The following is a 25,727-nucleotide window of genomic DNA, read 5'->3' on the forward strand; positions in this document are numbered from 1 at the left end:
GTTATGATGCATTATAAAACGATAAAAAAAGTGGATATTTATTTTATTATTAATAAAAATAAATAAAAATTTATAAGTTTATCATAAACTTGGAAAGGTTGATATCCTGATTGAGCTCTAATTTCTTTCTTAATCTGTAGCGATGAAGTTCAACGCCTCTAAATGAAATATTCATCAAAGGTGCAATCTCTTTAGATGATAAATTCATTTTTAGGTAGATACAGAGTTTTATATCCTTTGAAGTTAGCTGAGGATAATTATGTGTTAGTTTATGTACAAAATCTTCGTGGCTTTGCATTAGATTCTTTTCAAAACTTTGCCATTCATTTTTATTGATTGAATTAATTTTGATCGACTTTTTGATTTTGTTCTTAAGTTGATTTATATCGCTTTCATTATCTAATATACTCTGAATAGTATCAATCATTTCCGACTGTTTTGCAATCGAAAGTGATTTGCCCGCAACCTCCGAAGCTTTTGATTGTATCTGCATTTCTAATATGTGTTTGTCATATTCCTGCATTTTCAATTTGTTTTCGGCAATGAGCTCTAATTGAAGAATTTGTTTTTGATGCTTCAGTTCTTCTTCCTTTAGTTTTAACTTTTCGAGATAGCGTATCTTATTCCATTTATAATACAAATAAAAACTACCTGAAATTATCAGTATATAAACCAAAATCATCACCAAAGAGAAATACCAAGGCTTATCAACATTAAATTGATAATCAGCAACCTGTATAAAATTTTCTCCGTTATTGTAATATATTTTCAAACTCTGGCTGCCACTCGAAAGATTATTTAAAACTATATTTCCTGATTTTACCGGAAAAAATGTTTTGGTATCATTTAGCTTATAAAATAATCCGAGTCGGTTATAACCGTAATATTCTGAAATTATATCAACTTCAACAGATTGATTATAGTGTATAGAAGTATTTCCATCAATCATTTTCCCTTGATAAAATGCTTCAGTAGCAATTTTTTGATTTTTAGTTTTAGCGTTTTTAAGAGGAAAAGAAAAGAAACCATCATCGAGATTCATCAATAATTGATTACCATCTCTAAAAACTTTAGTATCCTGATTAATGATTTTTCCTTCATAATACTTTTCGGGAATTAAATCCCAAATATAGTTCTCACCTATTTGATGAATAACATATAACAATTTATCTTTTAATACAATGAAATTAGAATTGTTAACCGGGATTATTTCAGAAATATCGGCAAAGTTTTTATTAAAGATTTCATTCTTTTCCAGCTTATTGGAAATGGAATTAAAGTTGTACCAAACATTATCTATAAAGAACAAAATTTCATTCTTATAATCAAAAATCTTCACACCATAATCATTCCATATTTTGTTTTGATGCGTAATGTTTTCAACCCTTTCGACTTCATAAAGATTATTAAAAGTTATCCGGTATAGACTTCTATAGTTGTCAACCGCCCAAAGTTCTTTTGGTTTATTTTGGGCTATGTTTTTAATGGGTTTGGTTAAATTATCAACGATTTTATATTTTGTAAAGTCAATAGGCGAATTGTATAAAATAATTCCCGAATAATTAGCTTGAAAATATTTATTGTCATAATCACTTTCCTGAAATTTCCATCCTCCACTAATAGTGTTTACCTTTTTAAGCACATCATTTTCATAAATAAACGTTCCGTCATTGTGACCGATAATATATTTTGTTCCATTCTTATGAATGTCCCAAACCTGTCCCTGCGAGTTTGGTAACAACTGCAGGTTTTTATCCTGATATTTAAAAACGCCATGATTAGAACCTAGCAAGTAACCGTTTTTTATAGCTGCTAATGTATAAACAGAACCTAAAACACCCGTATTATCAGAGAAAATGGTGTAAGGCGAATTAATTTCGATATGAGAAATGCCATTATCCAAACCCAACCACAAATCATTCTCTTTATCAAAACCAATGCAAAGCACTGAATTGTTTATCAGCGAATTGTTTCTGTTGATATTCTGATGCGCATTAGATTTTAAATCGACTATGTACAGACCTTTAAAAGCGGTTCCAATAGCCAATCGGTTATCATCAATAAACTTAGCCGTGATGATTATTTCTTTTTTAAGTATCGCATTCAAGGAATTATTCCACGGAATTAGCTTTCCGTTTTCTTCTACAAAAACACCATTTTTTTGGGTAAAAATATAGATTTGGCCTTTGTTAGTAGCAATTCCATGAATGATATTATTTTCTAATCCTTGCCATTTAGTGACTTTTTTAAACGATTTATTTTCAAATAAATACACTCCATTATTTACTGAAGCCATATAAATGCTATCATTCACAACAAAACAATAAGAAATCTGAAACGGAATTCTGGTCTTTACAATTTTGCCATCGGTATAAACAAAAAGCTCATTAAACGATTGAAAATAGATTTTATTCTGATGCTTGAAAATTTTCCAAATCTCTTCATTAATAGAAGCGCCGGTAAAAAGTTTCTTGTCTCTGCTTAATGAGGTATACACCATTTTTCCGGAGATTCTTTTCCAATAACCAAATTCATTATAAGAACCTGTATACACCTTATCACCATCAACAAAAACGGAACGAAGTATAGTCTTGTTTGGCAAAGTATATTTTTCCCATTTTACGCCATTATAACGCAAAAAATAATGATTGTTGGCATAATAAAGTGCATTGTCACTTCCTTGTGCAACACTCCAAACCTGGTTGTCTCCAAAATAATTTGACTTCGTGAAATTTTCTACAAAGGGAAGCAGTTCCTGAGATTGAACTGAACAAACAGATAGTAGTAATAAAAAATAAAAAAATATCTTTTTCACGAAATTAGATTTGACAATCCAAATGTAAAAAAGATATTGTATTAAACTCCAATTTTATGGGAAACAAACAAATGTATCCGCAGCAAAATTAACTATTTTCCATCAACATAATCTTGCAGATAAGCAAAACGTTCTGTTAGTTTTCCGTTTTCAGTTATTTTGGCTCGTTGCAGAATTCCGTCTTTATCATTGTTAAAAAAAGCCGGAATAACATGTTCCATAAACATTTCGCCAAAACCTTCGCTGGCATCTTTGGGTAATTCACAAGGCAAATTATCAACGGCCATAACCATAATGGAACCCGGATGTGTATAGGGAACTTCTTTGTTTTCAATTGGTAAAAAACCATAAAAAGGTTCTGCAATTGTTGATGATCTTATCGTACAAGCAATTGGACCATCGACATCACAGGAAATATCGGCAACAATTTTTATTTTGCAATCAGAAGCCTGAAGCATATCAAGAGTAAGAATATCCGGCGCACCGTTTCCGTGAAAATGTCCAGCCATGAAAATATCAGCCACTTTGGAAAAACGTTCAAAATTTGAGATGTAATCTTGAGGGTTTTTAAAAAAATCGCTGTTATCTTCTGCTACTTTTCCGTCAATTCGTTTGTTATAATCTAAGACGTCAATTTGAGTGTAAACCGGGTGAGAGTATATTTTGTTTAAGAAATCTTCAGGAGCAACTTGTTTTATTTTTATTCCGTCGAGAATTTCTTTTGCTCCCATTCCAACTTTGCCATGACCAGTCAAAACAATTTTGATGTTTGGTAAAATTTGTCTTTTCAATCGAACGACTAAGTCATCTTTGGTTTGTAAGGTTTCTGCTTTTGGCAAACTGAACAATTCATATTTTATTCCGAATGCTCTAAAAGCATTGTATGCTCCAACAATTCCGGCATAACGACCAAAGCCAATCAGACGTTTGTTACCTGCATCGACTATAGTTTCGTGGTCATATAACGTTATCTTTTTGTCTAATATCGCCTGAAGCAATTTTCGATTATGAACTTGCTTTTTAATAGTATGTGAAAAGAAGAAATACTTTTTATTCGGAATCAAATAATCAACCGGAATTTCTTTTACACCAAAGAAAACATCGCAATCTGAAACATCATCAGTTACTTCAATGCCTAAGTTTTTATAGGTTTCATCAGTAAAAACTCTGATGTCAGAACTTTCGACTTTTACTATGGCTTCGGGATGTTCTTTTTGCAAACGGACTAATTCTTCAGGAGTAAAAACTACTCTTCTATCGGGTGGATTTTTTCGCTCTTTTATAATTCCAAACTTCATGGGTGTTTTTTTGTGATGCCAAAAGTAGTTGTAACGAAAACGTTTTCAAAACTTTTTTTGAAAAATAAATTTCACCAAATTTTATCATTGGTATTGATTATTATAACTTTATGAATTTGACTTAAAAAATTGTGAAAAACCTGTTGAAAGCTTTCTAAAAAAGTAATTCTATAACTTTAATGAATGGTTATATTTGTTTTTCAATCATTATCAAAATGACATCTAAAATCAGTCTCTATACTACTCAATTATTAGCTATACTTATGCTTACCATTTCTTGTTCTAAACAAGAGAAAAACGAAGAAGGCATAATTAAAGTAAATAAAAACGGAATTCCGGTAATGCAGCCTTTACAGGAAGAACTTCCGGCACTTAATTCGGCTTATATTAATGATAAAAAATATGGTGTTAGTCGTTATTTTGAGAAAACATGGTCTGAGAAAAATGATAACGTAGCTTTTTTGGTTGCCAAAAACGGACAGATAATCTACGAAAATTATATGGGCTATGCCAATAAAGGAACGGGAGAAATGATTTCCAAAAACATGCCTCTGCATATTGCTTCTGTGAGTAAAGTATTGACTTCCACAGCTGTACTAATGCTTATTGATGCCAAAAAAATTACCTTAGACCAAAAGGTAAATACCATTATCAAAAACTTTCCTTATCCTGAAGTAACTATTCAAACGCTGCTTAATCACCGTAGCGGAATGAGAAATTATGCCTATTTCACTTTTGAAAATGGGAATTGGGACAAAAAGGAAACCCTAACCAATGAAGACATTGTAAAGGTTATGGTGGAAAAAGGAATTACTTTAGAAAGACCAACCGATACAGGATTTGGCTATTGCAACACCAATTACGCAATGCTTGCCCTGATTATTGAAAAAGTTACCGGATTAAAATATCCGGCAGCGATGAAAGAAATGATTTTTGCGCCGCTTGGTATGACCAATACTTTTGTTTTTGATATCACTAAAGACCGCGATATCATTGCTCCGTCCTATAAAGGAAATAATGTAGAAATTGGGATTGATTATCTGGATGGAATTTACGGCGATAAAAACATCTATTCGACTCCAAGAGATTTATTGAAATTTGACAAAGCCCGCTATGCTCCTTTTTTCCTGAATCCGGACTTGCTTAAAAAAATGTACCAAGGATATAGTTATGAAGCCAAAGGAATACGTAATTATGGTTTAGGCATCAGAATGTCGGAGTTTGAAAAAGGCGAGCCTTTTTATTATCATAACGGCTGGTGGCATGGAAATACTTCCTGTTTTATCAACCTAAGAAAAGAGAAAGTTACGATTATTGTATTATCGAATAAGTTTACCCGAAAAACGTATCAGGCTAAAAGATTAGCTTCCCTTTTTGGCGATTATCCATTTAAGTTGGATGATAATGGCGAGGATTAATATGATACAATTTAATCTGAAATATTTTGCACTAACTATTTCACTTTTCATTATCGAAACGCTAATCGCGCTGTATGTTCATGACAACTTTGTGCGCCCTTACTTTGGTGATGTGCTTGTTGTTATTCTGATTTATTGTTTTCTAAAATCATTTCTAAATTTAAAAGTGACAACGGCCTCGATATTTGTATTGCTGTTTGCATTCACTATAGAATTTCTGCAGTATTTGAATATTGTTGAAAAACTGGAATTGCAAAATTCAAAAATCGCCCGAACAGTTATCGGAACATCATTTTCCTGGGAAGATATTATTTCTTATATCGCAGGGATAGTTGTAGTGATTGCCGTTGAATATTTTCTTCGGAAAGAAAAAGCATAGCTGTTATTTCTCTATAATCGCATCCTGAATGACTTTTTGGATGTCTTCGCGAATGTTTTCTTTTGAAAGTTTATTTGGCAAATTAGAATCAGGATACGTTCTGTTGGATAGGAAGACGTAAACTATTTCCATTTCAGGATCAGCCCAAGCAATAGTTCCCGTAAAACCTGTATGTCCAAAACTTGACATTGAAACACAACCACAAGTTGGACCGCCACCACTTATTTGCGGTTTGTCAAATCCTAAGCCGCGACGGTTTCCTTCACCGCAAAACCAACACGTATTAAAATCGTTAAACGTAGCTTCCGAGAAATATTGAATACCTCCATAATTTCCTTTTTGCAGATACATCTGCATCATCTTGGCAATATCCATAGCATTGGAAAAAATCCCTGCATGTCCGGCTACTCCATCTTCCATCGCGGCTTCCATATCGTGAACATAACCTTGAATGGTATCATGACGGAAATAAGTATCTATTTCTGTTGGTGCAATCACACTTTTATCAAATTTAGTCAAAGGATTATAAAGTGTATTATTCATCCCAAGTGTTTTATAGAAATTGTCTGTTGCCAATTCATCCAAATGTCTGCCCATAATTTTCTCCAGATATTGTTTCAAAATGATAAAGGTAAAATCGCTGTAGCGGTATTCTTTTTTATCAATAAGCGGACTGTCGATGATTCGTTTCATAATGGTATCATGATAATCATCGCGTAAATACAAACTATCGGAAACTTTTTTGGTGAATCCTTCACTGTATATTTTACGATAGTATTTTTCCATTGGTTTTTTGGCTGAATCTAATGTAGCGGTGTAAAACGGAATCCATGCCTGCATTCTGCCATAGTGGGATAACAATTCTTTAAACGTTATTTTCTGTTTGTTAGAACTTCTAAATTGTGGCAGCATTTCGCCTAAAGTAGTTTCGAGTGTTACTTTCTTTTGGTCATAAACCTGCATCAAATTGGGTAAAGTCGCTACTATTTTGGTTAGAGAAGCTACATCATACAAATCGCTGTTCTTCACTTTTACATCACCTTCATAGGTTTGCTTCCCAAAAGATTTTTGATAGATAACTTTTCCCTTTCGGGCAACCAAAATCTGCACTCCCGGCGTCATTTTATTATCGATTGCTTTTTGAGCATAAGTTTCTATATGCTTGAGTTTTTCTGAACTCATACCTACACTTTCCGGTGTAGCAAAACCCAAGCGGTTGAGTTTTTGAGTCGTGATTCCGTCTCCTGCTTTTAATGAAGTATTAATAGAAACCGGAAGCAATCCTTTGGCGTCAATAGCTCCAAAAATCAATTCAGCTGAAACTTCCTGCGCAATGTTTCCATTCTGATACGAGACTATTACACCGGGTATTTCATCAAAATTTAAAATTCTCGATAAGGAATACGGTTTGGCAAAACAATCCAGAATTACTTTCTTTTTAGAGGCAATTGAATCTATTACCTGTAATTCAGGCACTGTCAGTTCAGGCGATTTCCACCAAGATTTATGCGATTTATGATATCCTATGACAACCGTTTCATAATCGGTTAACTTAGCCATTAAGCTATCGATATTCGTTTCTGAAACTTCGGTGACATTAGTGTATTTCTTTAACGTAGTGACGAAAGAACTGTTGGTGTCATCACCTAATTTTACATAGGCAATTTTTTGATTTAGATTTCTAATTGGCAGAATGTTTCCGTCATTTTTTACAACAGTAACAGCATTTTCAAACAATTCATATTGCAAAGTCTCATTCGATTTCGGATTCAAATCGTTATATAAATTGATGCCTTCGATAGGTTTATAATTATTCAATCCTGCTTTGAACTTATAGCGCAAAATCTTCTTAACCGATTGTGCTAATCGCTCATCGGAAATTAGACTGTCCTGATAAGCTACACATATTTTCTCTACGGCAAGCGGTACATTTTCTGCAAAAAGCAGTATGTCATTTCCGGCCAGGAACGCTTCCAAATCAATATCGCCTGGTTTTCTGAAATTGGCTGCGCCTTTCATATTCAGTGCATCTGTAAAAATTAATCCGTCAAAACCTAACTCTTTTTTAAGAAGTTTGGTAACCACATCATAAGAAACAGAGGTTGGATAACCTGTTCTAGGTTCTAAACTTGGGACATTTAAATGCGCTACCATTACTGAAACCAGACCTTCATCAAACATTCTTTTGTATGGATACAATTCAACTTTATCCAAATGATCCAAAGAAGCATTTACCACAGGCAAAGTACTGTGCGAATCGGTTGCTGTATCTCCGTGTCCGGGAAAATGTTTTCCGGTAGAAAAAACTCCCTCGGCTTGAGCGCCATTCATTAAAGCAATAGCATGTTCGGTAACGCTAACTTTATTTTCACCAAAAGAGCGGTAACCGATAATTGGATTTTTTGGATTGGTATTGATATCTAAAACCGGTGCAAAATTGAAATGAATTCCCATTCTCTTGCTTTCCTTAGCCATGCTGGCTCCTACTTTTTCAACCAACTTCAAGTCTTTAATGGCGCCCAAAGTCATGTTAAAAGGATAACGAAAAGTTGAATCGATTCGCATACTTAAACCCCATTCGGCGTCAATACCAATAAACAAAGGTACTTTGGCAAGTGATTGGTATTTATTGGTCAAACGTGCCTGACGCATTGGTCCGCCCTGAAAAAAGATTAATCCACCGACTTTATTCTCGGTGACCAACTTTTCAACATCAGCAACATGCGCAGCATCTTTATTAGAATAGGCAGCAACCATAAACAGTTGGCCTACTTTTTCATCAAAAGACATTTGATTGTAAATACTATCAACCCAACGGGTTTCTTTATCAGTTTCGGGGAAAAAGTTCTTTTTAGGATGCGGATGATAAACCGTTTCATCAATCGGAACTACTACTTCAGGATTTGGTTCAGTTACAGGAACAACAACAGTTGGCTTGTTTTTGACTGACGAACAATTCGTAATCAAAAATAGCAATCCTGTGCATAAAACTATACTGAATACTACCCTTTTCATGTAAATGGATTAAAAGAAACGACTGTGCCAGCTTTCGCCCGCAGGAACTTCCCAGTTTTCGTTAAATTCTTCGATGCTGTTCACCAAATTGTTAAAAACTATAGTGTTGGCGGTAACGGCTTTCTCTTTAGCCATTCGCTTGAAATCAATTAATGATTTGTGAGCAATATGTTCTCCGTTTTTAAACGTTACATTCATTTTATCCAACAGATCGACTTGGTATTTTTGCTCAAGATTTTGGATGAAACTCACAGAAGAATCTATAGAACAGCCTGTTGCCTGTTGCACCTCTTGATTAACAGCAAGAATGATGAAACGGTTGTATTTCAATAGATAAGAAGCTTCTAATCCGGTTCCGTGTGCTGACCAGTTTTCGATAAATGCTTTTAAATCATTTTCGATTTCAGTCATTTCATCGTCTGAAAATTTTCGATTGGATTGGTAAATCCAAATTCTGGAGTCTTCAGGTAAATTTTCAAAAGGGATATACATAATTTTAATTAAAATGTTTTTACAAATGCAAAACCGGTTGTTTTACCATTATAAAACGGAATCATAGCAGTTTTAGTATTTTTTGAGTTCTTTTTTGTGAACCATTTACTTGTAATTGGATATAACCAATAACCCGCTTTTGCACTAAGAATTCCTATTCCGGCTCCAGCTACAACATCTGTAAACCAGTGCCTGTTATTATACATTCGGAAAGCTCCGGTTCCTGCAGCTATTACATAGCCTGAAATTCCGTACCACACCGATTCATTTTTATATTCCTGCATCATTAATTCGGCTCCCATAAAAGCGGTAGCTGTATGTCCTGAAGGGAATGAATTAAGGCTGCTTCCATCCGGACGTTCAACTGATGCCGTTTTCTTAAAAGCATTTACTGTCAATCCCATTAAAAGATAAGAAGTTGCAAAAATTATCGTTTTATCTTTAAAATTATTTTTACTCTTTACTCCAAAAGCGCTTAAACCATAGAAAGCTGCAATTGGTGTGTATTGCGAAAAATCGTCAATGGATGTTTTTTCATCAATGCTCTCCTTAACTTCACTACTTATACCTGAATTGAAACCTTTAATCTGACCGCTTTCTAATCCAACAATTCCGTAACCTATAAAAACAGCCGGAATGATTAGACTTTTGTATTTGAACTTTAACTGAATAGAGTCCGTTTTTTGACTCGGAATTGTATCTGAAACGGATTGCGCATTAGAAACAAAAAAAGCAAAACTACAAATGCAAAAAAGGATCTTTGATTTCAAATTCATTAATCAGATTATAAGTCCTGTGCGTTAGCGATTAATTCGGCTACGTCCATTACTTTAACGTTTGCTTCCTGTTCTTTGGCTTTAACGCCGTCGGTCATCATCGTGTTGCAAAATGGACAACCGGCAGCGATTATTTCGGGTTTGGTTTCCAAAGCATCTTCGGTTCTTTCTACGTTGATGTCTTTGTTGCCGGTTTCCGGCTCTTTGAACATTTGGGCACCTCCGGCGCCACAACACAAACCGTTAGCTCTTGAACGCTTCATTTCGACCAATTCAGCATCCAGTTTTTGGATTAAATCTCTTGGTGCCTCATATACATTATTAGCTCTTCCGAGATAACATGGATCGTGAAACGTAATTCTTTTTCCTTTGAATTGTCCGCCTTCAATAGTCAATCTTCCTGAATCTAAAAGTTGCTTTAGGAATTCGGTGTGATGTACTACTTCGTATGTTCCGCCCAATTCAGGATATTCATTTTTCAGTGTATTAAAACAATGTGGGCAGGCAGTTACGATTTTTTTAGCTTCGTAGGCATTCAGCACTTCGATGTTCATCATCGCCTGCATCTGAAACAAAAACTCATTTCCAGCACGCTTTGCCGGGTCACCGGTACAACTTTCTTCTGTACCCAAAACAGCAAACTCGACATTTGCACGATTTAGAATACGCACAAATGCCTTAGTGATTTTCTTTGCTCTGTCGTCAAAACTACCTGCACAACCAACCCAAAACAATACTTCGGGTTGCTTGCCTTGAGCCATCATTTCTGCCATGGTTGGCACATTTAATACTTCTGACATTTTTTTTGTTTATTTGGTTATCTGGTTATTTGGTTATTCGGCTATACTTCAAATAACCAAATAACCGAATTACCGAATATTAATCGTGATGCTCGTCATCGAACACTTGAATAGTTACTTCTTTTTCTATCAAATTGGTAAACTTTCCTCTGTAACGGGTTGCTTTTACCAAGTGATTGTCGATCCAGTGGTAGTTTCCACCACGTGGTTTTCCGAATAGAATTCCATGGTATTTGAATCCGTGTTTTTTTAACCAAATCTCAGTATATTCTCTGTGAGCTTCTGTTCTTGAAGTAAAGAAGAATATAATGTGACCTTCGTCGTACCATTTGTTTAAAGTAACTAATGCATCAGGATAAACCTCTGCAGTCAGCATTCTTTCAGGCTCTTCGTTTGGAATATCGTCACAAACCGTTCCGTCTATATCGATTAAATAGTTCTTAATTCCTTCTGGTAAAATTGGACTTAAATGTTGCCCGTTTTCGGTAATACTTTGCAAGTTTTTTTCGATGTCTTCCGCTTTCATTTTTTTTCTAATTTTTTTTAATAGTTCACATTCATTTGACAAATTCCCAAGCCTCACATTTTTGGTCATTTGTTTTTATTTTTATATGGATGCGATAAATTGCATCCTAATTCAATTATTCATTTTTCCAGTTTAATCTGTCTTGTTGGTTGTATTGCCATGGTGCACCATTGTTCTCAATATTGGTCATCATTGCATTCAAAGATTGTGGCGCAGCACTTTGCTCCATTACCAAATAGCGTCTCATATCCATGATAATTGACAACGGGCTGATATTTACCGGGCATTCTTCAACACAAGCATTACACGAGGTACATGCCCAAAGTTCTTCGGCCGTTATATAATCATTCAGCAACGATTTATTATCGGGAACAAAAACACCTTTGTTGGCATCTATATTTCTTCCTACTTCTTCCATTCGGTCACGTGTATCCATCATGATTTTACGTGGCGATAATTTCTTACCGGTTTGATTTGCCGGACAGGACGAAGTACAACGACCGCATTCGGTACAAGTATAAGCATTTAGTAATTGCACCCAATTCAAATCCTGCACATCCGAAGCTCCGAATTTACTTGGAACTGCATTTTCATCAACAGGCTGCGCAGCAAAAAGATCGGCATTTGGATCCATCATCAGTTTTACTTCTTTGGTTACACTTTCTAAATTGTCGAATTGTCCTTTCGGATTCAAATCAGCGAAATAAGTATTTGGAAAAGCCAAAAGAATATGCAGATGTTTTGAATAGTATAAATAATTCAGGAAAACTAAAATTCCGGTAATGTGTAACCACCAGGCAACTCTTTCAATAATTATTACTGCTTCGAGAGAAAAAGTATCTGGTGAAGGTGTTAAATATCGTGAGATGATATTCCCCGAATTCATGTCTTGAAAGTGCAAATCAAAAGCATTCATAACTAAAAACAACGACATCAAAACCATTTCGAAATACAGAATTGTATCGGCATCTCTTTTTGGTGCACCTTTCAAATCGGAGCTTGCAAAACGTTTTAATCGGATGATGTTTCTTCTAATCCAGAAAATGATTACGGCTACTAAAACCAATACAGCAAGGATTTCAAAAGAACCAATTAAGAAACCATAAAATCCACCAAGGAATGAAAATACTCTGTGTGTTCCGAAAAGTCCATCAATAATGATTTCTAAAACTTCGATATTGATGATAATAAAACCTGCGTATACTATAATATGTAATAATCCGGCAATAGGTCTTTTTACCATTTTGGATTGACCCAACGCAATCATAGCCATGTTTTTCCAACGTGCTGATGGATTATCAGTGCGATTAACATCATGACCCAGATTTATATTTCGCTTTAGCTTCTTTACATTTTTAGCAAAAAAACCAATTCCCGCAACAAGAATGATAGCAAAAAGTATGTTGTCGATATACATCATGGTTTTGGGTTACTTTTTAATAGTATCGTTTACGGGTGCTTTATACGGTTTGTTTTTCTTTCCGAAAAGAGACACATTTACATATCGTGTTGGATTTAAACGCAAATCCTGCAACAATAATTCTAATTCTTTAGACGTTTTAGCAAAGTTAGTGTACATCGTTTCGTCTTTGGCAAGTTTGCCTAAAGTTCCTTTACCGGCTTGAACATCAGCCATTATTTTATCAACGCTTGCTAATGTTTTCTCTAAACTTTTAACGGTTTTACCAATGTTTGCTTTGGAAATCGAATCCGATATTTTAGCAAAATTAGCCGAAGCCTTATCCACATTTGCCATGGTTGAATTGATTTTTCCTTTGTTATCCGCTAACATTTCGTTTACCGATTTCGAAGCTACTTTGAATTCGGCTAAAGTAGCATCAAGATTGGCGATGCTGCTTTTTAGGTTCTCTTTGGTTTTAGCATCTAAAACAGTATTCACATTCTTTAAAAGTGCATCTGCAGATACCACCATTTTTTCTACCTTTTCCTGAAGCGGTGTTAATCGCTCTGCTACCAATGAAGTTAATCCAGGTTTAATATCGCCTTGTAAAGTCATTCCGGACTCGGCTACCGATTTATCTTCAAAATTTGGTGTAATCATAATTTGCTTCCCTCCGATTAATCCGGGTTCGTATATCGAAGCGATACTTGATTTTGAAAAAGGAAAATCGGATTTAATTTGTAATGACACCTGAATTTTACCAGTTGTACCTATAAATTTGATTTCATTCACTTTCCCGACATTGAGTCCGTTAATCGTTACAGGTGCTGAAGCAACCAGCCCTTCTACATTGTCGTATTGAACATAGAACGTTTTATAATCAGTAAGTAAATCTCTTCCTTTTAAAAAGCTATAACCCCAAATAAATAATAAAATAGAGGCAATTACTAAAATTGCTGTCTTGATTTCTCTTGTGATTTTCAATGTAAATCTGTTTTTGGCAAAGTTAAAATAAATAATTAAAACTCCTTATTATTATTGCTTTAATGCGTCTTGAACCGATACTTTCTTTCCATTTTTAAAGGCAATTAAAAAAGCTGATGAGTATCCTTTGGCTTTGGCTTCCGATAATAATCGTTTTGCTTCATCATAATTGGTCGTTTCTCCATACATATATTTGTACAGACTCCCATCAGAAGAAACGGAAATGTTACTTAAACCATTGAAATTACTTGGTACAAGCTCCAGTTTTCTCCCGCTTGCCGAAAGCTGCACTTTGAATGTAGCAACCCCCGAATTAACTGGATCTGACTTTGCTTCAGGCTTTTTAACATCCGGAGTTTTTACTGTTGGTTTTTTGGTCAATGTATCAGGTTTCTTTACAGCTTCTATTTGTTGTGATGGTTTTATGGCATTATCATTATCGCTGGCACCAAAATATTCTTTTTTGTAACTGATAATAGCATTAGCAATCGATTCGGCTATTTCCTGTTGCCCTGCTTCTGAATCCAACTTAGCACCTTCTGCCGGATTAGATATAAAACCCATTTCAATCAAAATTCTTGGCATATACGCTTTGTGTAAAACCATATAAGGTGCCTGTTTCACTCCACGGCTTTTTTTGCCAAGCTGAATGAATTGACCCTGCACTTTTCCAGCTAAAGCTATACTCTGTTCAAGGTATAATTCTTGAGCCATTGTCATTCCGGCATAGGATTCAGGAGATTTTGGGTCGAAACCTTCATACTTTTGTTTATAATCTTTTTCTAAAGTCACAACCGAGTTCTCTCGTTTCGCCGCTTCGAGATTGGAAGCATTTTTAGACATACCCATTACATAGGTTTCGCAACCATCGGCAGCGTTGTTAGCATTGGCATTGCAATGTATCGAAACAAAAATATCGGCATCAGCTCTGTTGGCAATGTTGGCGCGCTCATCTAAAGCAATAAACTGATCGCCTTTTCTCGTATAGATGACATCAATCCCTGAACTTTTCTCCAACAGTTTACCTACTTTCAGTGTCACTGCCAAAGCAATGTTCTTTTCAATATGTCCGTGATAAACAGCGCCATAATCATGGTCTCCATGACCGGCATCGAGGGTTACTTTAAATTTTTGGGAATGTGCTGTAGTAGAAAAAAACAAAACAGCCAACGCTGTTATTGTTATTGTCTTTATATTTTTTATTACTTTCAAAATCTATTTTTAACTAAATTAATTATTTTAAAGCTGACACTTTTCCATCGGCAAACAGCACTATAAAGGCATCCTTAAAACCATGACTTTTGGCCTCGTTATACATTTTTTTTGTATACTCTAAATCATACGATTTCCCGTAATAATAGCGGTACAGATTGTTTTCGAATGTATATGAAATATCTTTTAAACCTTTGAAATCACTCGAATACAAGTCTCTTTTTTTAGAACTAGCGAATAGCTGTATTTTATATATCGTCTGTCCGGTTTCTTCTTTTACCATTTGCTTCGCCTGTTCGCCCATTGGGCTCGAGTAATTAGGCTTAACAATTACTGTATCTTCAATTTCCTTTAGTGGTGTATACTTTTTTTCAACATCCTTTATTTCTTCTTCTGTTAATGGTTCATTGAAATAGGTTTTTTTGTAATGAATAATAGCATTAGCAATCTGACGTGCCATTTCGGTTTGTCCTTCATCTGAATTTAAATATTCACCTTCTTCTTTATTGGATAAGAAACCTAACTCAATCAAAACACCAGGCATTTTGGCTGCATCTAAAACCCATAGAGGTTGCTGCTTTACGCCTCTTGTTTTTCGGTTTAACCGATTGGTGAAATTATCCTGAATGGTTGTTGCAAGGCTGATGCTGCTGTTCAAATTCTCTTCCTGGATAATTTGAAGCCCTATTAAATTTTCCGGCTTACTTGGGTCAAATCCCTGGTAGGTTTTTTTGTAATTGTCTTCCAATAAAATTACCGAGTTCTCTTTTTTGGCAACCTCCAAATTCATATTAGTTCTTGAAAGTCCCATTACAAATGTTTCTGTTCCGGCAGGTTCAAAATTTTTAACCGAATTGCAATGAATAGAAACAAATAAATTAGCATCTATCTTATTTGCGATTTTCGGACGGTTTACCAATTCTATAAATTCGTCTGTTTTACGGGTATAGGTCACTTCTAAATTCTTTTCTCTTTCAAGAAATTTACCCACTTTAAGAGTGGTCTTTAGAGCAATGTCTTTTTCAACATATCCGTGATAGGAATTCCCGGGATCCTTTCCACCATGACCTGCATCCAATACTACCGAAAACTTATTAGAATCTGATTGTCCGAAAACATTCAGCATACTAAAAAAGAAAAGTACTGTAAAACAGGTTTTTATGCCGTTTAAAAATCTCATAAACTCAAAAGTTAATTTTAATTAAAACCGAAAGGTTATAATACCAATATTTCCTTATTTTTGACCGGAAATATTATGTAAGTTTGCCTCGTCAAAAATCAAGCCATATTTCTACAAAAATAGTATTAAACCTTTGCAAAGAAACTTATTTTATATCGTTTTTTTAACAATTTTCCTAACACTGGGAAACGCAAAAATATATTCACAAGAGTTGCTAAAGGAACCCAATTCTTTCCCTCCTAAAAATCAGCAAACTACACCTGAAAAAACTACCGAACCTGTCTTAGAAGTTACCGAAGTTAAAGTACCTGACAGCATCAAGAAAAAGCCTTTATTGGAAGATAAGATAAAACGTAAAGCAGTTGACTACGAAAAGTTTGATCAAAAGAAAAAGCTAATCACACTCTACAATCAGGCTGAAGTTTATTATCAGGATATTGAACTGAAATCAGGAATTATTGTCATTGATTATGACAAAAGTGAAGTATATGCCGGAAGAATAAAAGATACTGCCGGCGTCTATACGCAAAGACCTGTTTTTAAACAGGGAAGCAATGTGGTAGAACCCGATTCTATCCGATTTAATTTTAAAACTAAAAAAGCTTTGGTTTGGAATTCAAGAACCGATCAAGGAGAATTTAAAGTAAAAGCCGAAATAACCAAAAAAGAAAACGACTCTGTTTACTTTATGAAAAAAGCTCGATTTACTACAGCGGAAGACGTTGATGATCCTGAATATTATTTTCAAACCAATAAAGTAAAATTAGTCCCGGGAAAAAAAGTGGTTGTTGGATTTACCAATATGGTTATTGCTGATGTTCCAACGCCTTTAGCCTTGCCCTTTGCTTTCTTCCCGATGTCGGAAAAAAGCCGTTCCGGATTAATTGTTCCAAATTATAACGACAGCAATACCAGAGGTTTCTCATTGCAAAATGGTGGTTACTATTTTGCGTTAAGCGATAACTACGACTTGGCTATTCTTGGCGATTATTACACCAACGGAAGTTATGCCATGCGCTTCGAATCATCGTATGCCAAAAAATATAAATTTAACGGAAATGTAAATATCCGTTTCGAAAACTTAATCAATAGCGAAAGAGGCTATCCTGATTATTCGAGAACTAATATTTACAACATCCAATGGTCGCATTCTAAAGATTCTAAATCAAATCCGAACTCTCGTTTTTCGGCTTCGGTAAATCTTGGAAGTAGTAAATATTTTGTCAATTCAATCAATCAGGTTAATGTAGGTTCAAGGCTGAACAACACCTTGAGTTCATCGATTTCTTATTCTAAAACTTTCAATTCTGTACCTCAAGTGAACATGTCAATAACGGCCACTCATTCACAAAACACAAATACTGAACAAATTAACATGACCCTGCCTACTTTGCAATTGAGTGTTGACAGAATGTATCCTTTTGCCCCGAAAGACGGAAGTAAAAAAGGTTTTTTTAAGAATATCAATTTACAATATAACCTAAGAGGCGAAAACCGAATTCAGACTACCGATTCACTTTTCTTTAAACCACAAATGTTCAAGGATGCGAAAGTTGGTTTTCAACATACTATTCCGCTGAGCACCAATTTTAAAGTCTTCAAGTTTTTTAGTGCAACCACTTCGATGAATTATAATGAAGTATGGTATTTAAAAACCATCCGACGTCAATATGACCCAACAGTAAATAGAGTTGTTGATACCGAAGTACAAGGATTTGACGCCTTCAGAACCTATTCTTTTAGCGCCGGATTGGGAACCACCATTTACGGAACCTTTAATTTTGGCGAAAAGAAAAAAATACAGGCGATCCGCCACGTGATGCGTCCAAACGTTACCTATAGTTATACGCCAAGTTTTTCACAATACTATGACACTTACGATTCTGACGGAAGCGGCACTATGATAAAAGAGTACACGCGATTTGACAACGGAATTTTTGGTTCACCCGGAAAAAACATGTCCAATAATTTAGGATTCAATTTGAGTAATACCTTCGAAGCCAAAGTAACCGAGAAAGATTCGACCAAAACAGAGCCTAAAAAAATAATGTTGCTGAACAACCTGAATTTTTCAACAAATTATGATATTACAGCCGATTCATTAAAATGGTCTCCACTACGTGTTAGCGGTGGGACGCTATTGTTTAAACAAAAGATGAATGTGAATTTTGGTATGACACTCGATCCTTATGCCATCAGTAATACCGGAAGACGAATCGATACCTGGAACATTGACAATGGCGGTAGTTTATTTAGAATGACCAGCGCTAATATGACGTTAAACTATGCTTTCTCTAGTGACGATGGTAAAGATGCGGAAAATAGAAATACCCAAGGCGAGAGAAATGGTGGTCGTGAAGACGATTTGTTTGGCAGTAATACCGATTTGAGCGACAGGCGACAGAGCCAATTTGGTAACGATGATGACAAAAAAGACAATGCTTCAAATGAGCTCTTCAAATATAAATTGCCATGGAATGTTACACTTGCTTATTCTTTGACGTATTCTAATAACAATCGTCAGAAAAAAATAACCGGAAACTCGCTGATGATTTCTATGAATACTGATTTAACACCCAAATGGAAAGTAGGTGCTTCAACAGGTTATGATTTTGTACAAAAAGGTGTTACTTTTACACAACTCCGATTTGAAAGAGATTTGCTGAGTTGGCGAATGGATTTCAACTGGGTACCGTTCGGAGACAACCCGTATTGGGGATTCTTTATAGGAATAAAATCAGGCGTTTTGAGCGATATCAAATGGGATAAACGAAATCAGGCAGATAGAAGTTTGAATTAGTTATAAGTTATGAGTTATGAGTTATGAATTATAAATTGAAATAAAAGGTTAACACATAACTGACAACCGATAACTCACAACATACAACATACAACATAGAACCATAAAAATGAAAAAAATAATCTTCACAGACAAAGCACCTGCTCCAATAGGACCTTATAACCAAGCTGTTCTGGTTGGAAACACACTTTATACTTCGGGGCAAATTGCACTAAATCCTGCGACTATGGAATTAGTTCTTGATGATATCGAAACCGAAACCAAACAGGTCATGGAAAACATGAAAGCCGTTCTCGAAGCGGCCGACATGACTTTTGACAACGTAGTAAAAACAACCATCTTTATCATGAACATGAGTGATTTTGCCCATATCAATTCCGTTTACGGAAGTTACTTTGATGAAGCGACAGCGCCGGCGAGAGAAACGGTTCAGGTAGCCGGACTGCCAAAAGGCGTGAATGTTGAGATTTCGATGACAGCTGTAAAATAGTGTTCAGTTGGCAGTCGCAGTTGGCAGTATCCTAAAAACTAAAAGCATGAATCTAAAGATAATCTTCTTTACACTTCTAATGACTTCCAATTTTGTTTTTTCTCAGGAAAAAGTAACAGAGACCAATGAGAAAGAAGCTCTAAACGTTACGCCTACCGAAGAAACTGAAAACGGGAAAATAGAAAATGGCGTTTATACCTGTCATAGATTTGACTGGAAAATAAAAATTCCAATGAACTATGAAATAACCGATGCTAAAAAAATTGAAGAATTACAAAAAAAAGGTGGCTTAAAACAAAGAAGCCCTCATTTAATAGGTTTTGAAGTAGATAAAAGGAATACTTTTTCGGCAACTTTTGAATCTTTGGAAGGAAGCAGTATAAAGTCATTTGAAGAGCATAAAAACTTTATGATTAAGCTGCTCAATGATACGTATTCTAATATCGAAACCCTAAAATTCGAATTAAGCAGCACTGATATGAAAATAGGAAAATATGATTTCTACAAAGTTCAAACTAGATTATACGATCCTAAAACAGGCGAATTATTATTGACTCAGGATTTGTATAATAGTTTTATAAACAACAATCTATTTAGCGTCAATATCAATTTTAATAATCCAAACATTGGAAGATTGTTGACTGATAACTTTATAAGTTCGTTGAGCAATTAAACACTATAAATCTTATATTTGTTTTAGTTCCTCAATACTGAAACAATGTTAGACAACTTCCCCTTCTACCTCATTCTCATCTTCTCTATAGTCCTCATAATGATGATTGCCGAGAAGATTAAGGTTGCCTATCCAATCTTATTGATCATAGCCGGATTATTGATTAGTTTCATTCCCGGTATTCCAAGCATAAAAATAAATCCGGAGTTTATATTTTTAATATTTCTTCCTCCGCTGTTATATGAAGCAGCCTGGTCTATCTCCTGGAAAGAGCTGTGGCATTGGCGTAGGATTATATTAAGCTTTGCCTTTGTCGTGGTATTCCTGACCGCATTCTCTGTTGCTTTAGTTGCAGAATATTTTATACCCGGATTCGGACTGGCATTAGGTTTTTTATTAGGCGGCATAGTATCACCTCCTGATGCCGTGAGTGCCGGTGCCATTTTAAAATTTGTAAAAGTCCCGCGCACCATATCTTCTATATTGGAAGGCGAGAGTCTTTTGAACGACGCTTCGTCGCTAATCATTTTTAGGTTCTCATTAGTTGCAGTTAGTACGACTCAGTTTGTCTTTTCGAAAGCGGTGGTTAGTTTCTCCTGGATGGTAATAGGCGGCGTTATCATTGGTCTTTTGATTGGTCTGCTATTTATGAAACTCCACAAATATTTGCCTACCGATGCCAATATGGATATAGTGTTTACCTTGGTAATGCCTTATATCATCTATCTTACTGCAGAGGAAGCCCATTGTTCGGGAGTGCTGTCTGTCGTAAGCGCGGGTTTATATTTATCCTATAACCGACATTCTTTCCTTACGAGTACCTCGCGGGTACAGGGTTATAATGTGTGGCAGAGTCTTATTTTTGTATTGAATGGGCTTGTGTTTACCTTAATTGGGCTTTCGCTTCCGGAGGTTATGGACGGACTTGAAAAGGAAGGTATACTCTTTACTTCGGCGGTTGGCTATGGAATCCTGATTACATTGGTTCTGATTATAGTCAGAATGCTGGCGGCTTATGGTGCAGTAATCATTACGTTAGTTATGCGTAATTTTATTACGGTAGCCCTTACAACTAACCCCGGATATAAAGCCCCATTCATCATTGGGTGGACTGGAATGCGTGGTGTAGTATCGTTGGCAGCGGCCTTATCGATTCCGGAATACTTAAATAACGGGAATCCTTTTCCGCAACGGAACCTTATCCTTTTTATCACTTTTGTAGTCATACTGCTCACTCTGATTTTACAGGGATTAACACTACCTTACTTTTTACGCAGAATGCAGCTAACAACACCCGAACAGGAGGCAGAAGAACAACAACAGTATAAACTTCTAAAATACGAAATGGCGGCCTTTGCCCTGGAAAAATTAAAAAGCCAATACGGAAAAGCGTTGAAAGAGCAACCATTACTGCAAAAAATAGCCGACAAATGGGAAGCCAGCAAGATGCTGACCGAAGACACCGAAATGACTGCCGATGGTAAAATCATCTACCTCAACATTCTACGCCAACAACGAAAATGGCTGATTCAAAAGAACCGAAAGAACGGCAATCTAGATGAGGCAATCGTTCGCAAACTACAGCATAGTTTGGATATGGAGGAAGAAAAGGTTAGGCACCTTTAATTACGAATTAGAAATTACGAAGTTAAGGAAGCCTTTTGTCATTCCCACTTTTTTTTGTCTTTCCAGCAAAGGCGGGAATCTATTTTTATCACGCTTACGATCAAATAGTTGTCGAAGCCGTCCCTCCACTTCCTCACAAAACCTTTCGAGTGGTAACGAAAAAATACTTCCTTCGTAAGTATGACAATAATAGGACTACTTAATCTCATCCAAAGCCAACAATAACAACTGTGCTGTGGCTTCATTGGTAGCCAAAGGCACATTGTGTACGTCGCAAATTCTAATCAGCATATTAATATCCGGTTCGTGGGGATGACTTGAGTTGGGGTCTTTAAAGAACAATACCATTTTGGTTTTTCCTTCGGCAACACGGGCTGCAATCTGAGCATCGCCACCTTGTGGTCCGGAAAGCATTTTCTTTACTTTAATGCCAACGGCTTCCACTTTCCCGCCAGTTGTTCCGGTAGCGATTAGTTTGATGTTTTCTTTCTGAAGTATGGCTTTGTTTTTATTGATAAACTGAACCATATCGGCTTTTTTTCCGTCATGGGCAATGATGGCTATTTCCATATAAACTGTATTTTAATGCAAGTTAAAATTTTAACCACAAAGGCACAAAGTTTTTCGGAAAGTCCACAAAAAAAGGTCTACCTTATTGTAGACCTTTTTGTATGTTATAGATTCCCAACTGCGCAGGAATGACTTATTTGTTTAAAACGTGGTATGCAATCAAACCGTCTATTGGTCTTCGTAGTACGTTGCCTATTTTGATATCGTATTTTGCTAAAATGGCTTCCAATTCGTCTTTTAGATAAAATGCTATTGAACCCACAAAATGCACCGGCACTTCTTTGTGGTTTTCAAATTGCATGATATAGTTTTTGGTAAACGATTTTAATTCTTTCTTGATGATTTTTTTACAAAACGGATTGTCTTTGTGCTTAATGATAAACTTAGCAAAAGTCGCTAAATACGCATTCGGATTGGCTTCCTTGTATAAATTGGCTTTGATATAATCGGCGTCAACATTGTATTCTTCTTCAAATTCTCTAGCCAATTCTTTAGGCATACTGTTAAAATAATACCCCCGAAGTAAATGTCTTCCAAAACGATTTCCCGAACCGTCATCCATCGCAATATAACCTAGAGACTGTACTTTTTGGTGTAGTACTTTACCATCAAAATAGCTACAGTTAGAACCTGTTCCAAGGATGCAGACTATGGCTTCCTCATCTTTTGGTGTAGTTGCATAAACCGCCGCATAGGTATCTTCATGAACAGAAACAATAGCATTCGAAAAATACTCCTGAAACACTTTAGTCAAAAAATCTTTCATTCTATCGGTTCCGCAACCGGCACCATAAAAATAAAGATGCGTTGCTTTGTCTTTGTTGTGTTCGATATCAAACTTGTCGTCAAGACGAGCAATGACTTCTTCCTTATCTAAAACTTCCGGATTTAAACCCAGTGTCTGCGTAGTGAAAAGTACTTTTCCGTTATCATCAATGGCAATCCAATCGGCTTTGGTAGATCCACTGTCAACTAGTAATTTCATATTTAATTACGAATTACGAATTAGTAATTACGAATTGTAAAACTAACCCTTTTTATTATTACAAATTAGCGATGTGAACAGATAAATCAATCAATTTACTTGAATAACCATATTCGTTATCATACCAGGAAACCAATTTGAAGAACGTTGAATTCAAGCCAATTCCGGCTTTAGCATCAATGATGGAGGTTCTTGGGTCAGAAACAAAATCCTGAGAAACTACGTCATCCTCGGTAAAACCAAGGATTCCTTTTAATTCATTTTCAGATGCTTTTTTCAACACAGCCATGATTTCGTCATACGAAGTTTCTTTGGCTACTTTCACAGTTAAATCTACTACAGAAACGTCAACCGTAGGAACACGGAAAGACATACCTGTAAGTTTTCCGTTTAATGACGGTATTACTTTTCCAACTGCTTTTGCAGCTCCGGTTGATGAGGGAATAATGTTTACGCTTGCTGCACGTCCGCCTCTCCAGTCTTTTCTTGATGGTCCGTCAGCTGTCATTTGTGTTGAAGTTGTAGCGTGTACTGTTGTCATCAAACCTTCTACAATTCCGAAGTTATCATTGATTACTTTGGCTAATGGCGCTAAACAGTTGGTTGTACAAGAAGCATTAGAGACTACTGTATCTGTTGCTTTAGCTTCAAGATGGTTTACACCCATAACAAACATAGGAGCATCAGCCGAAGGTGCTGAAATAATTACTTTTTTCGCACCACCATCAATATGTGCTTTTGCTGTATCAATCGTTGTGAAGAAACCGGTACATTCAGCTACTACATCTACATCAACTTCTTTATCATCCCACTTAACCAATTTTGGATCTCTTTCGGCAGTAACTCTGATGTATCTGTCGTTTACATATAGTTTTCCATCTTTTACTTCTACTTTTCCGTTAAAACGTCCGTGAACCGAATCGTATTTTAATAAATAAGCCAAATGATCTACATCTAATAAATCATTGATCGCTACTACTTCTACATTATCTCTGTTAAAAGTTTCTCTGAATACTATTCTTCCAATTCTACCGAAACCGTTTATTCCTAATTTTACTTTTGACATTTTTTTTAATTGTTTATTTGTTAATCTGGTTATTTGGTTATTTAGAATACGGTTACAAATAACCAAATCCACGAATAACCAAATCCCCTATTTTTATGTTGACATGATATCGGAAACTCTTAATAAATCCCTGTCTATTTCCGAATGTCCTTTGATAGCTTGCTCTAGCGGAGTTAGCGCTACTTTATCATTTAACATTCCGACCATGAAATTTGATTTTCCTTCTAATAATGATTCTACTGCTTTTACTCCAAGACGGGAAGCTAAAACCCTGTCGAAACAAGATGGCGAACCACCTCGTTGCATATGACCCAAAACCGAAACACGAATGTCATATTCAGGGAAATTCTCTTCGATATAGTCTTTTAATTCGAATACGTTTTTACCTATTTTATCGCCTTCGGCAATAACTACGATACTTGATGATTTTCCGGAAGCTTTACTTCTACGCAATGATTCTAAAAGACGCTCTAATCCTAAATCTTCTTCGGGAATTAAAATCTCTTCTGCTCCTGCTCCAATTCCGGCATTCAAAGCAATATGTCCGGCATCTCTTCCCATAACTTCGACAAGAAAAAGACGGTTGTGCGAACTCGCCGTATCTCTGATTTTATCGATACAATCAACAACGGTATTTAATGCGGTATCAAATCCTAAAGTATGACTTGTCCCAAAAATATCATTATCAATCGTTCCCGGAATTCCCATTACAGGATAGCCAAATTCATTGTTAAAAATTTCAGCACCCGTAAAAGTTCCGTCTCCGCCAATAACTACAAGAGCATCAATGTTGGCATTAACTAAATTCTGGTGTGCTTTCTTTCTGCCTTCAACTGTCATGAATTCTTTAGAACGTGCCGACTTTAAAATGGTTCCACCTTTGTTAACGATGTTATTAACGCTTCTTGCTCCCATCTCTTTAAAATCGCCTTCAATCATTCCTTGATATCCTCTATAAATACCGGTACATTCAATATTATGATAGGCACAAGTTCTAACGACAGAACGAATGGCAGCATTCATTCCCGGAGAATCACCTCCTGAAGTAAGTACACCTATTTTTTTTATATTTTTTGACATTTTTCAAGTATTAAAATGTAAAATTAGCAAAGAAGAACCATTGTTTTACCCATATTATTATATTATTAATAAAATGAACAAATTCAAACGTTTTAGTTGATAAGTTTTTTAATTTATTTAGGGTTTTAGTGCTATTGCGA

21 protein-coding genes are annotated in these 25,727 nt (G+C 35.6%); 6 read left to right on the top strand and 15 right to left on the bottom strand.

Annotated elements, in window-relative coordinates; all coding sequences use genetic code 11:
• Window positions 1-70: 70 nt before the first annotated feature.
• Entirely contained in the window at window positions 71-2,815 is a 2,745-nt protein-coding gene (locus L1S35_RS04060; RefSeq protein WP_236396870.1) for a helix-turn-helix and ligand-binding sensor domain-containing protein, read from the bottom strand.
• 92 nt (window positions 2,816-2,907) lie between these two features.
• On the bottom strand, window positions 2,908-4,113 hold the full coding sequence (locus tag L1S35_RS04065; protein ID WP_236396872.1) for an NAD(P)-dependent oxidoreductase: 1,206 nt from the start codon (window positions 4,111-4,113) through the stop codon (window positions 2,908-2,910).
• Window positions 4,114-4,328: 215 nt separating this feature from the next.
• On the opposite strand from L1S35_RS04065, the gene L1S35_RS04070 reads away from it, so the two are divergent.
• Entirely contained in the window at window positions 4,329-5,531 is a 1,203-nt protein-coding gene (locus L1S35_RS04070; RefSeq protein WP_236396874.1) for a serine hydrolase domain-containing protein, read from the top strand.
• Window positions 5,518-5,910 carry a ribosomal maturation YjgA family protein gene (locus tag L1S35_RS04075; protein ID WP_236396877.1) on the top strand — a complete coding sequence of 131 codons (393 nt, stop codon included), beginning with the start codon at window positions 5,518-5,520 and terminating at the stop codon, window positions 5,908-5,910. Before L1S35_RS04070 ends, L1S35_RS04075 begins: the two co-directional genes overlap by 14 nt.
• A 3-nt stretch (window positions 5,911-5,913) precedes the next feature.
• Here L1S35_RS04075 and L1S35_RS04080 read toward each other — a convergent pair whose 3' ends face one another.
• From L1S35_RS04080 to L1S35_RS04120, 9 genes are all read right to left on the bottom strand, one after another.
• Window positions 5,914-8,925, bottom strand: a complete 3,012-nt coding sequence (locus tag L1S35_RS04080) for a serine hydrolase domain-containing protein (protein WP_236396879.1) — start codon at window positions 8,923-8,925, stop codon at window positions 5,914-5,916.
• A gap of 9 nt (window positions 8,926-8,934) precedes the next feature.
• A complete protein-coding gene (locus tag L1S35_RS04085; protein ID WP_236396881.1) occupies window positions 8,935-9,417 on the bottom strand; it encodes an ABC transporter ATPase in 483 nt (160 codons plus the stop codon).
• 8 nt (window positions 9,418-9,425) lie between these two features.
• The gene (locus L1S35_RS04090) at window positions 9,426-10,193 is read right to left on the bottom strand and encodes a phosphatase PAP2 family protein (RefSeq protein WP_236396883.1); all 768 of its coding nucleotides are present in this window, start codon (window positions 10,191-10,193) and stop codon (window positions 9,426-9,428) included.
• An 8-nt stretch (window positions 10,194-10,201) separates the two neighbouring features.
• On the bottom strand, window positions 10,202-10,993 hold the full coding sequence (locus L1S35_RS04095; protein ID WP_236396885.1) for a (Fe-S)-binding protein: 792 nt from the start codon (window positions 10,991-10,993) through the stop codon (window positions 10,202-10,204).
• 79 nt (window positions 10,994-11,072) lie between these two features.
• Entirely contained in the window at window positions 11,073-11,519 is a 447-nt protein-coding gene (locus tag L1S35_RS04100) for an LNS2 domain-containing protein (protein WP_236396887.1), read from the bottom strand.
• A gap of 115 nt (window positions 11,520-11,634) precedes the next feature.
• Entirely contained in the window at window positions 11,635-12,939 is a 1,305-nt protein-coding gene (locus tag L1S35_RS04105; RefSeq protein WP_236396889.1) for a 4Fe-4S dicluster domain-containing protein, read from the bottom strand.
• 9 nt (window positions 12,940-12,948) lie between these two features.
• Complete coding sequence (locus L1S35_RS04110; protein ID WP_236396891.1) at window positions 12,949-13,905, bottom strand: MlaD family protein; 957 nt, start codon at window positions 13,903-13,905, stop codon at window positions 12,949-12,951.
• Window positions 13,906-13,956: 51 nt separating this feature from the next.
• On the bottom strand, window positions 13,957-15,117 hold the full coding sequence (locus tag L1S35_RS04115; protein WP_236396893.1) for an N-acetylmuramoyl-L-alanine amidase family protein: 1,161 nt from the start codon (window positions 15,115-15,117) through the stop codon (window positions 13,957-13,959).
• A 22-nt stretch (window positions 15,118-15,139) separates the two neighbouring features.
• Window positions 15,140-16,297: an N-acetylmuramoyl-L-alanine amidase family protein gene (locus L1S35_RS04120; RefSeq protein ID WP_236396895.1), complete on the bottom strand. Its 1,158-nt coding sequence runs from the start codon at window positions 16,295-16,297 to the stop codon at window positions 15,140-15,142.
• Window positions 16,298-16,508: 211 nt separating this feature from the next.
• On the opposite strand from L1S35_RS04120, the gene L1S35_RS04125 reads away from it, so the two are divergent.
• The 4 genes from L1S35_RS04125 (at window position 16,509) to L1S35_RS04140 (ending at window position 21,886) form a co-directional block, all read left to right on the top strand.
• Entirely contained in the window at window positions 16,509-19,097 is a 2,589-nt protein-coding gene (locus L1S35_RS04125; protein ID WP_370641049.1) for a putative LPS assembly protein LptD, read from the top strand.
• Window positions 19,098-19,206: 109 nt separating this feature from the next.
• Entirely contained in the window at window positions 19,207-19,587 is a 381-nt protein-coding gene (locus tag L1S35_RS04130; RefSeq protein ID WP_236396897.1) for a RidA family protein, read from the top strand.
• Between the two features lie 46 nt (window positions 19,588-19,633).
• Window positions 19,634-20,260 carry a hypothetical protein gene (locus L1S35_RS04135; protein WP_236396898.1) on the top strand — a complete coding sequence of 209 codons (627 nt, stop codon included), beginning with the start codon at window positions 19,634-19,636 and terminating at the stop codon, window positions 20,258-20,260.
• A gap of 45 nt (window positions 20,261-20,305) precedes the next feature.
• Window positions 20,306-21,886: a Na+/H+ antiporter gene (locus tag L1S35_RS04140; protein ID WP_236396900.1), complete on the top strand. Its 1,581-nt coding sequence runs from the start codon at window positions 20,306-20,308 to the stop codon at window positions 21,884-21,886.
• 195 nt (window positions 21,887-22,081) lie between these two features.
• On the opposite strand, the gene L1S35_RS04145 is transcribed toward L1S35_RS04140, so the two are convergent.
• The 4 genes from L1S35_RS04145 to pfkA all read right to left on the bottom strand — a co-directional run bounded on the left by L1S35_RS04145 (window position 22,082) and on the right by pfkA (window position 25,587).
• Complete coding sequence (locus L1S35_RS04145; RefSeq protein WP_236396901.1) at window positions 22,082-22,456, bottom strand: methylglyoxal synthase; 375 nt, start codon at window positions 22,454-22,456, stop codon at window positions 22,082-22,084.
• Window positions 22,457-22,589: 133 nt separating this feature from the next.
• Complete coding sequence (locus L1S35_RS04150) at window positions 22,590-23,441, bottom strand: BadF/BadG/BcrA/BcrD ATPase family protein (protein WP_236396903.1); 852 nt, start codon at window positions 23,439-23,441, stop codon at window positions 22,590-22,592.
• Window positions 23,442-23,499: 58 nt separating this feature from the next.
• The gene (gene gap, locus L1S35_RS04155; protein WP_236396905.1) at window positions 23,500-24,507 is read right to left on the bottom strand and encodes a type I glyceraldehyde-3-phosphate dehydrogenase; all 1,008 of its coding nucleotides are present in this window, start codon (window positions 24,505-24,507) and stop codon (window positions 23,500-23,502) included.
• Window positions 24,508-24,600: 93 nt separating this feature from the next.
• Window positions 24,601-25,587: a 6-phosphofructokinase gene (pfkA, locus tag L1S35_RS04160; protein WP_236396907.1), complete on the bottom strand. Its 987-nt coding sequence runs from the start codon at window positions 25,585-25,587 to the stop codon at window positions 24,601-24,603.
• Window positions 25,588-25,727 lie beyond the last annotated feature (140 nt).

Source organism: Flavobacterium anseongense (genome assembly GCF_021608185.1).
Classification (GTDB): domain Bacteria; phylum Bacteroidota; class Bacteroidia; order Flavobacteriales; family Flavobacteriaceae; genus Flavobacterium; species Flavobacterium anseongense.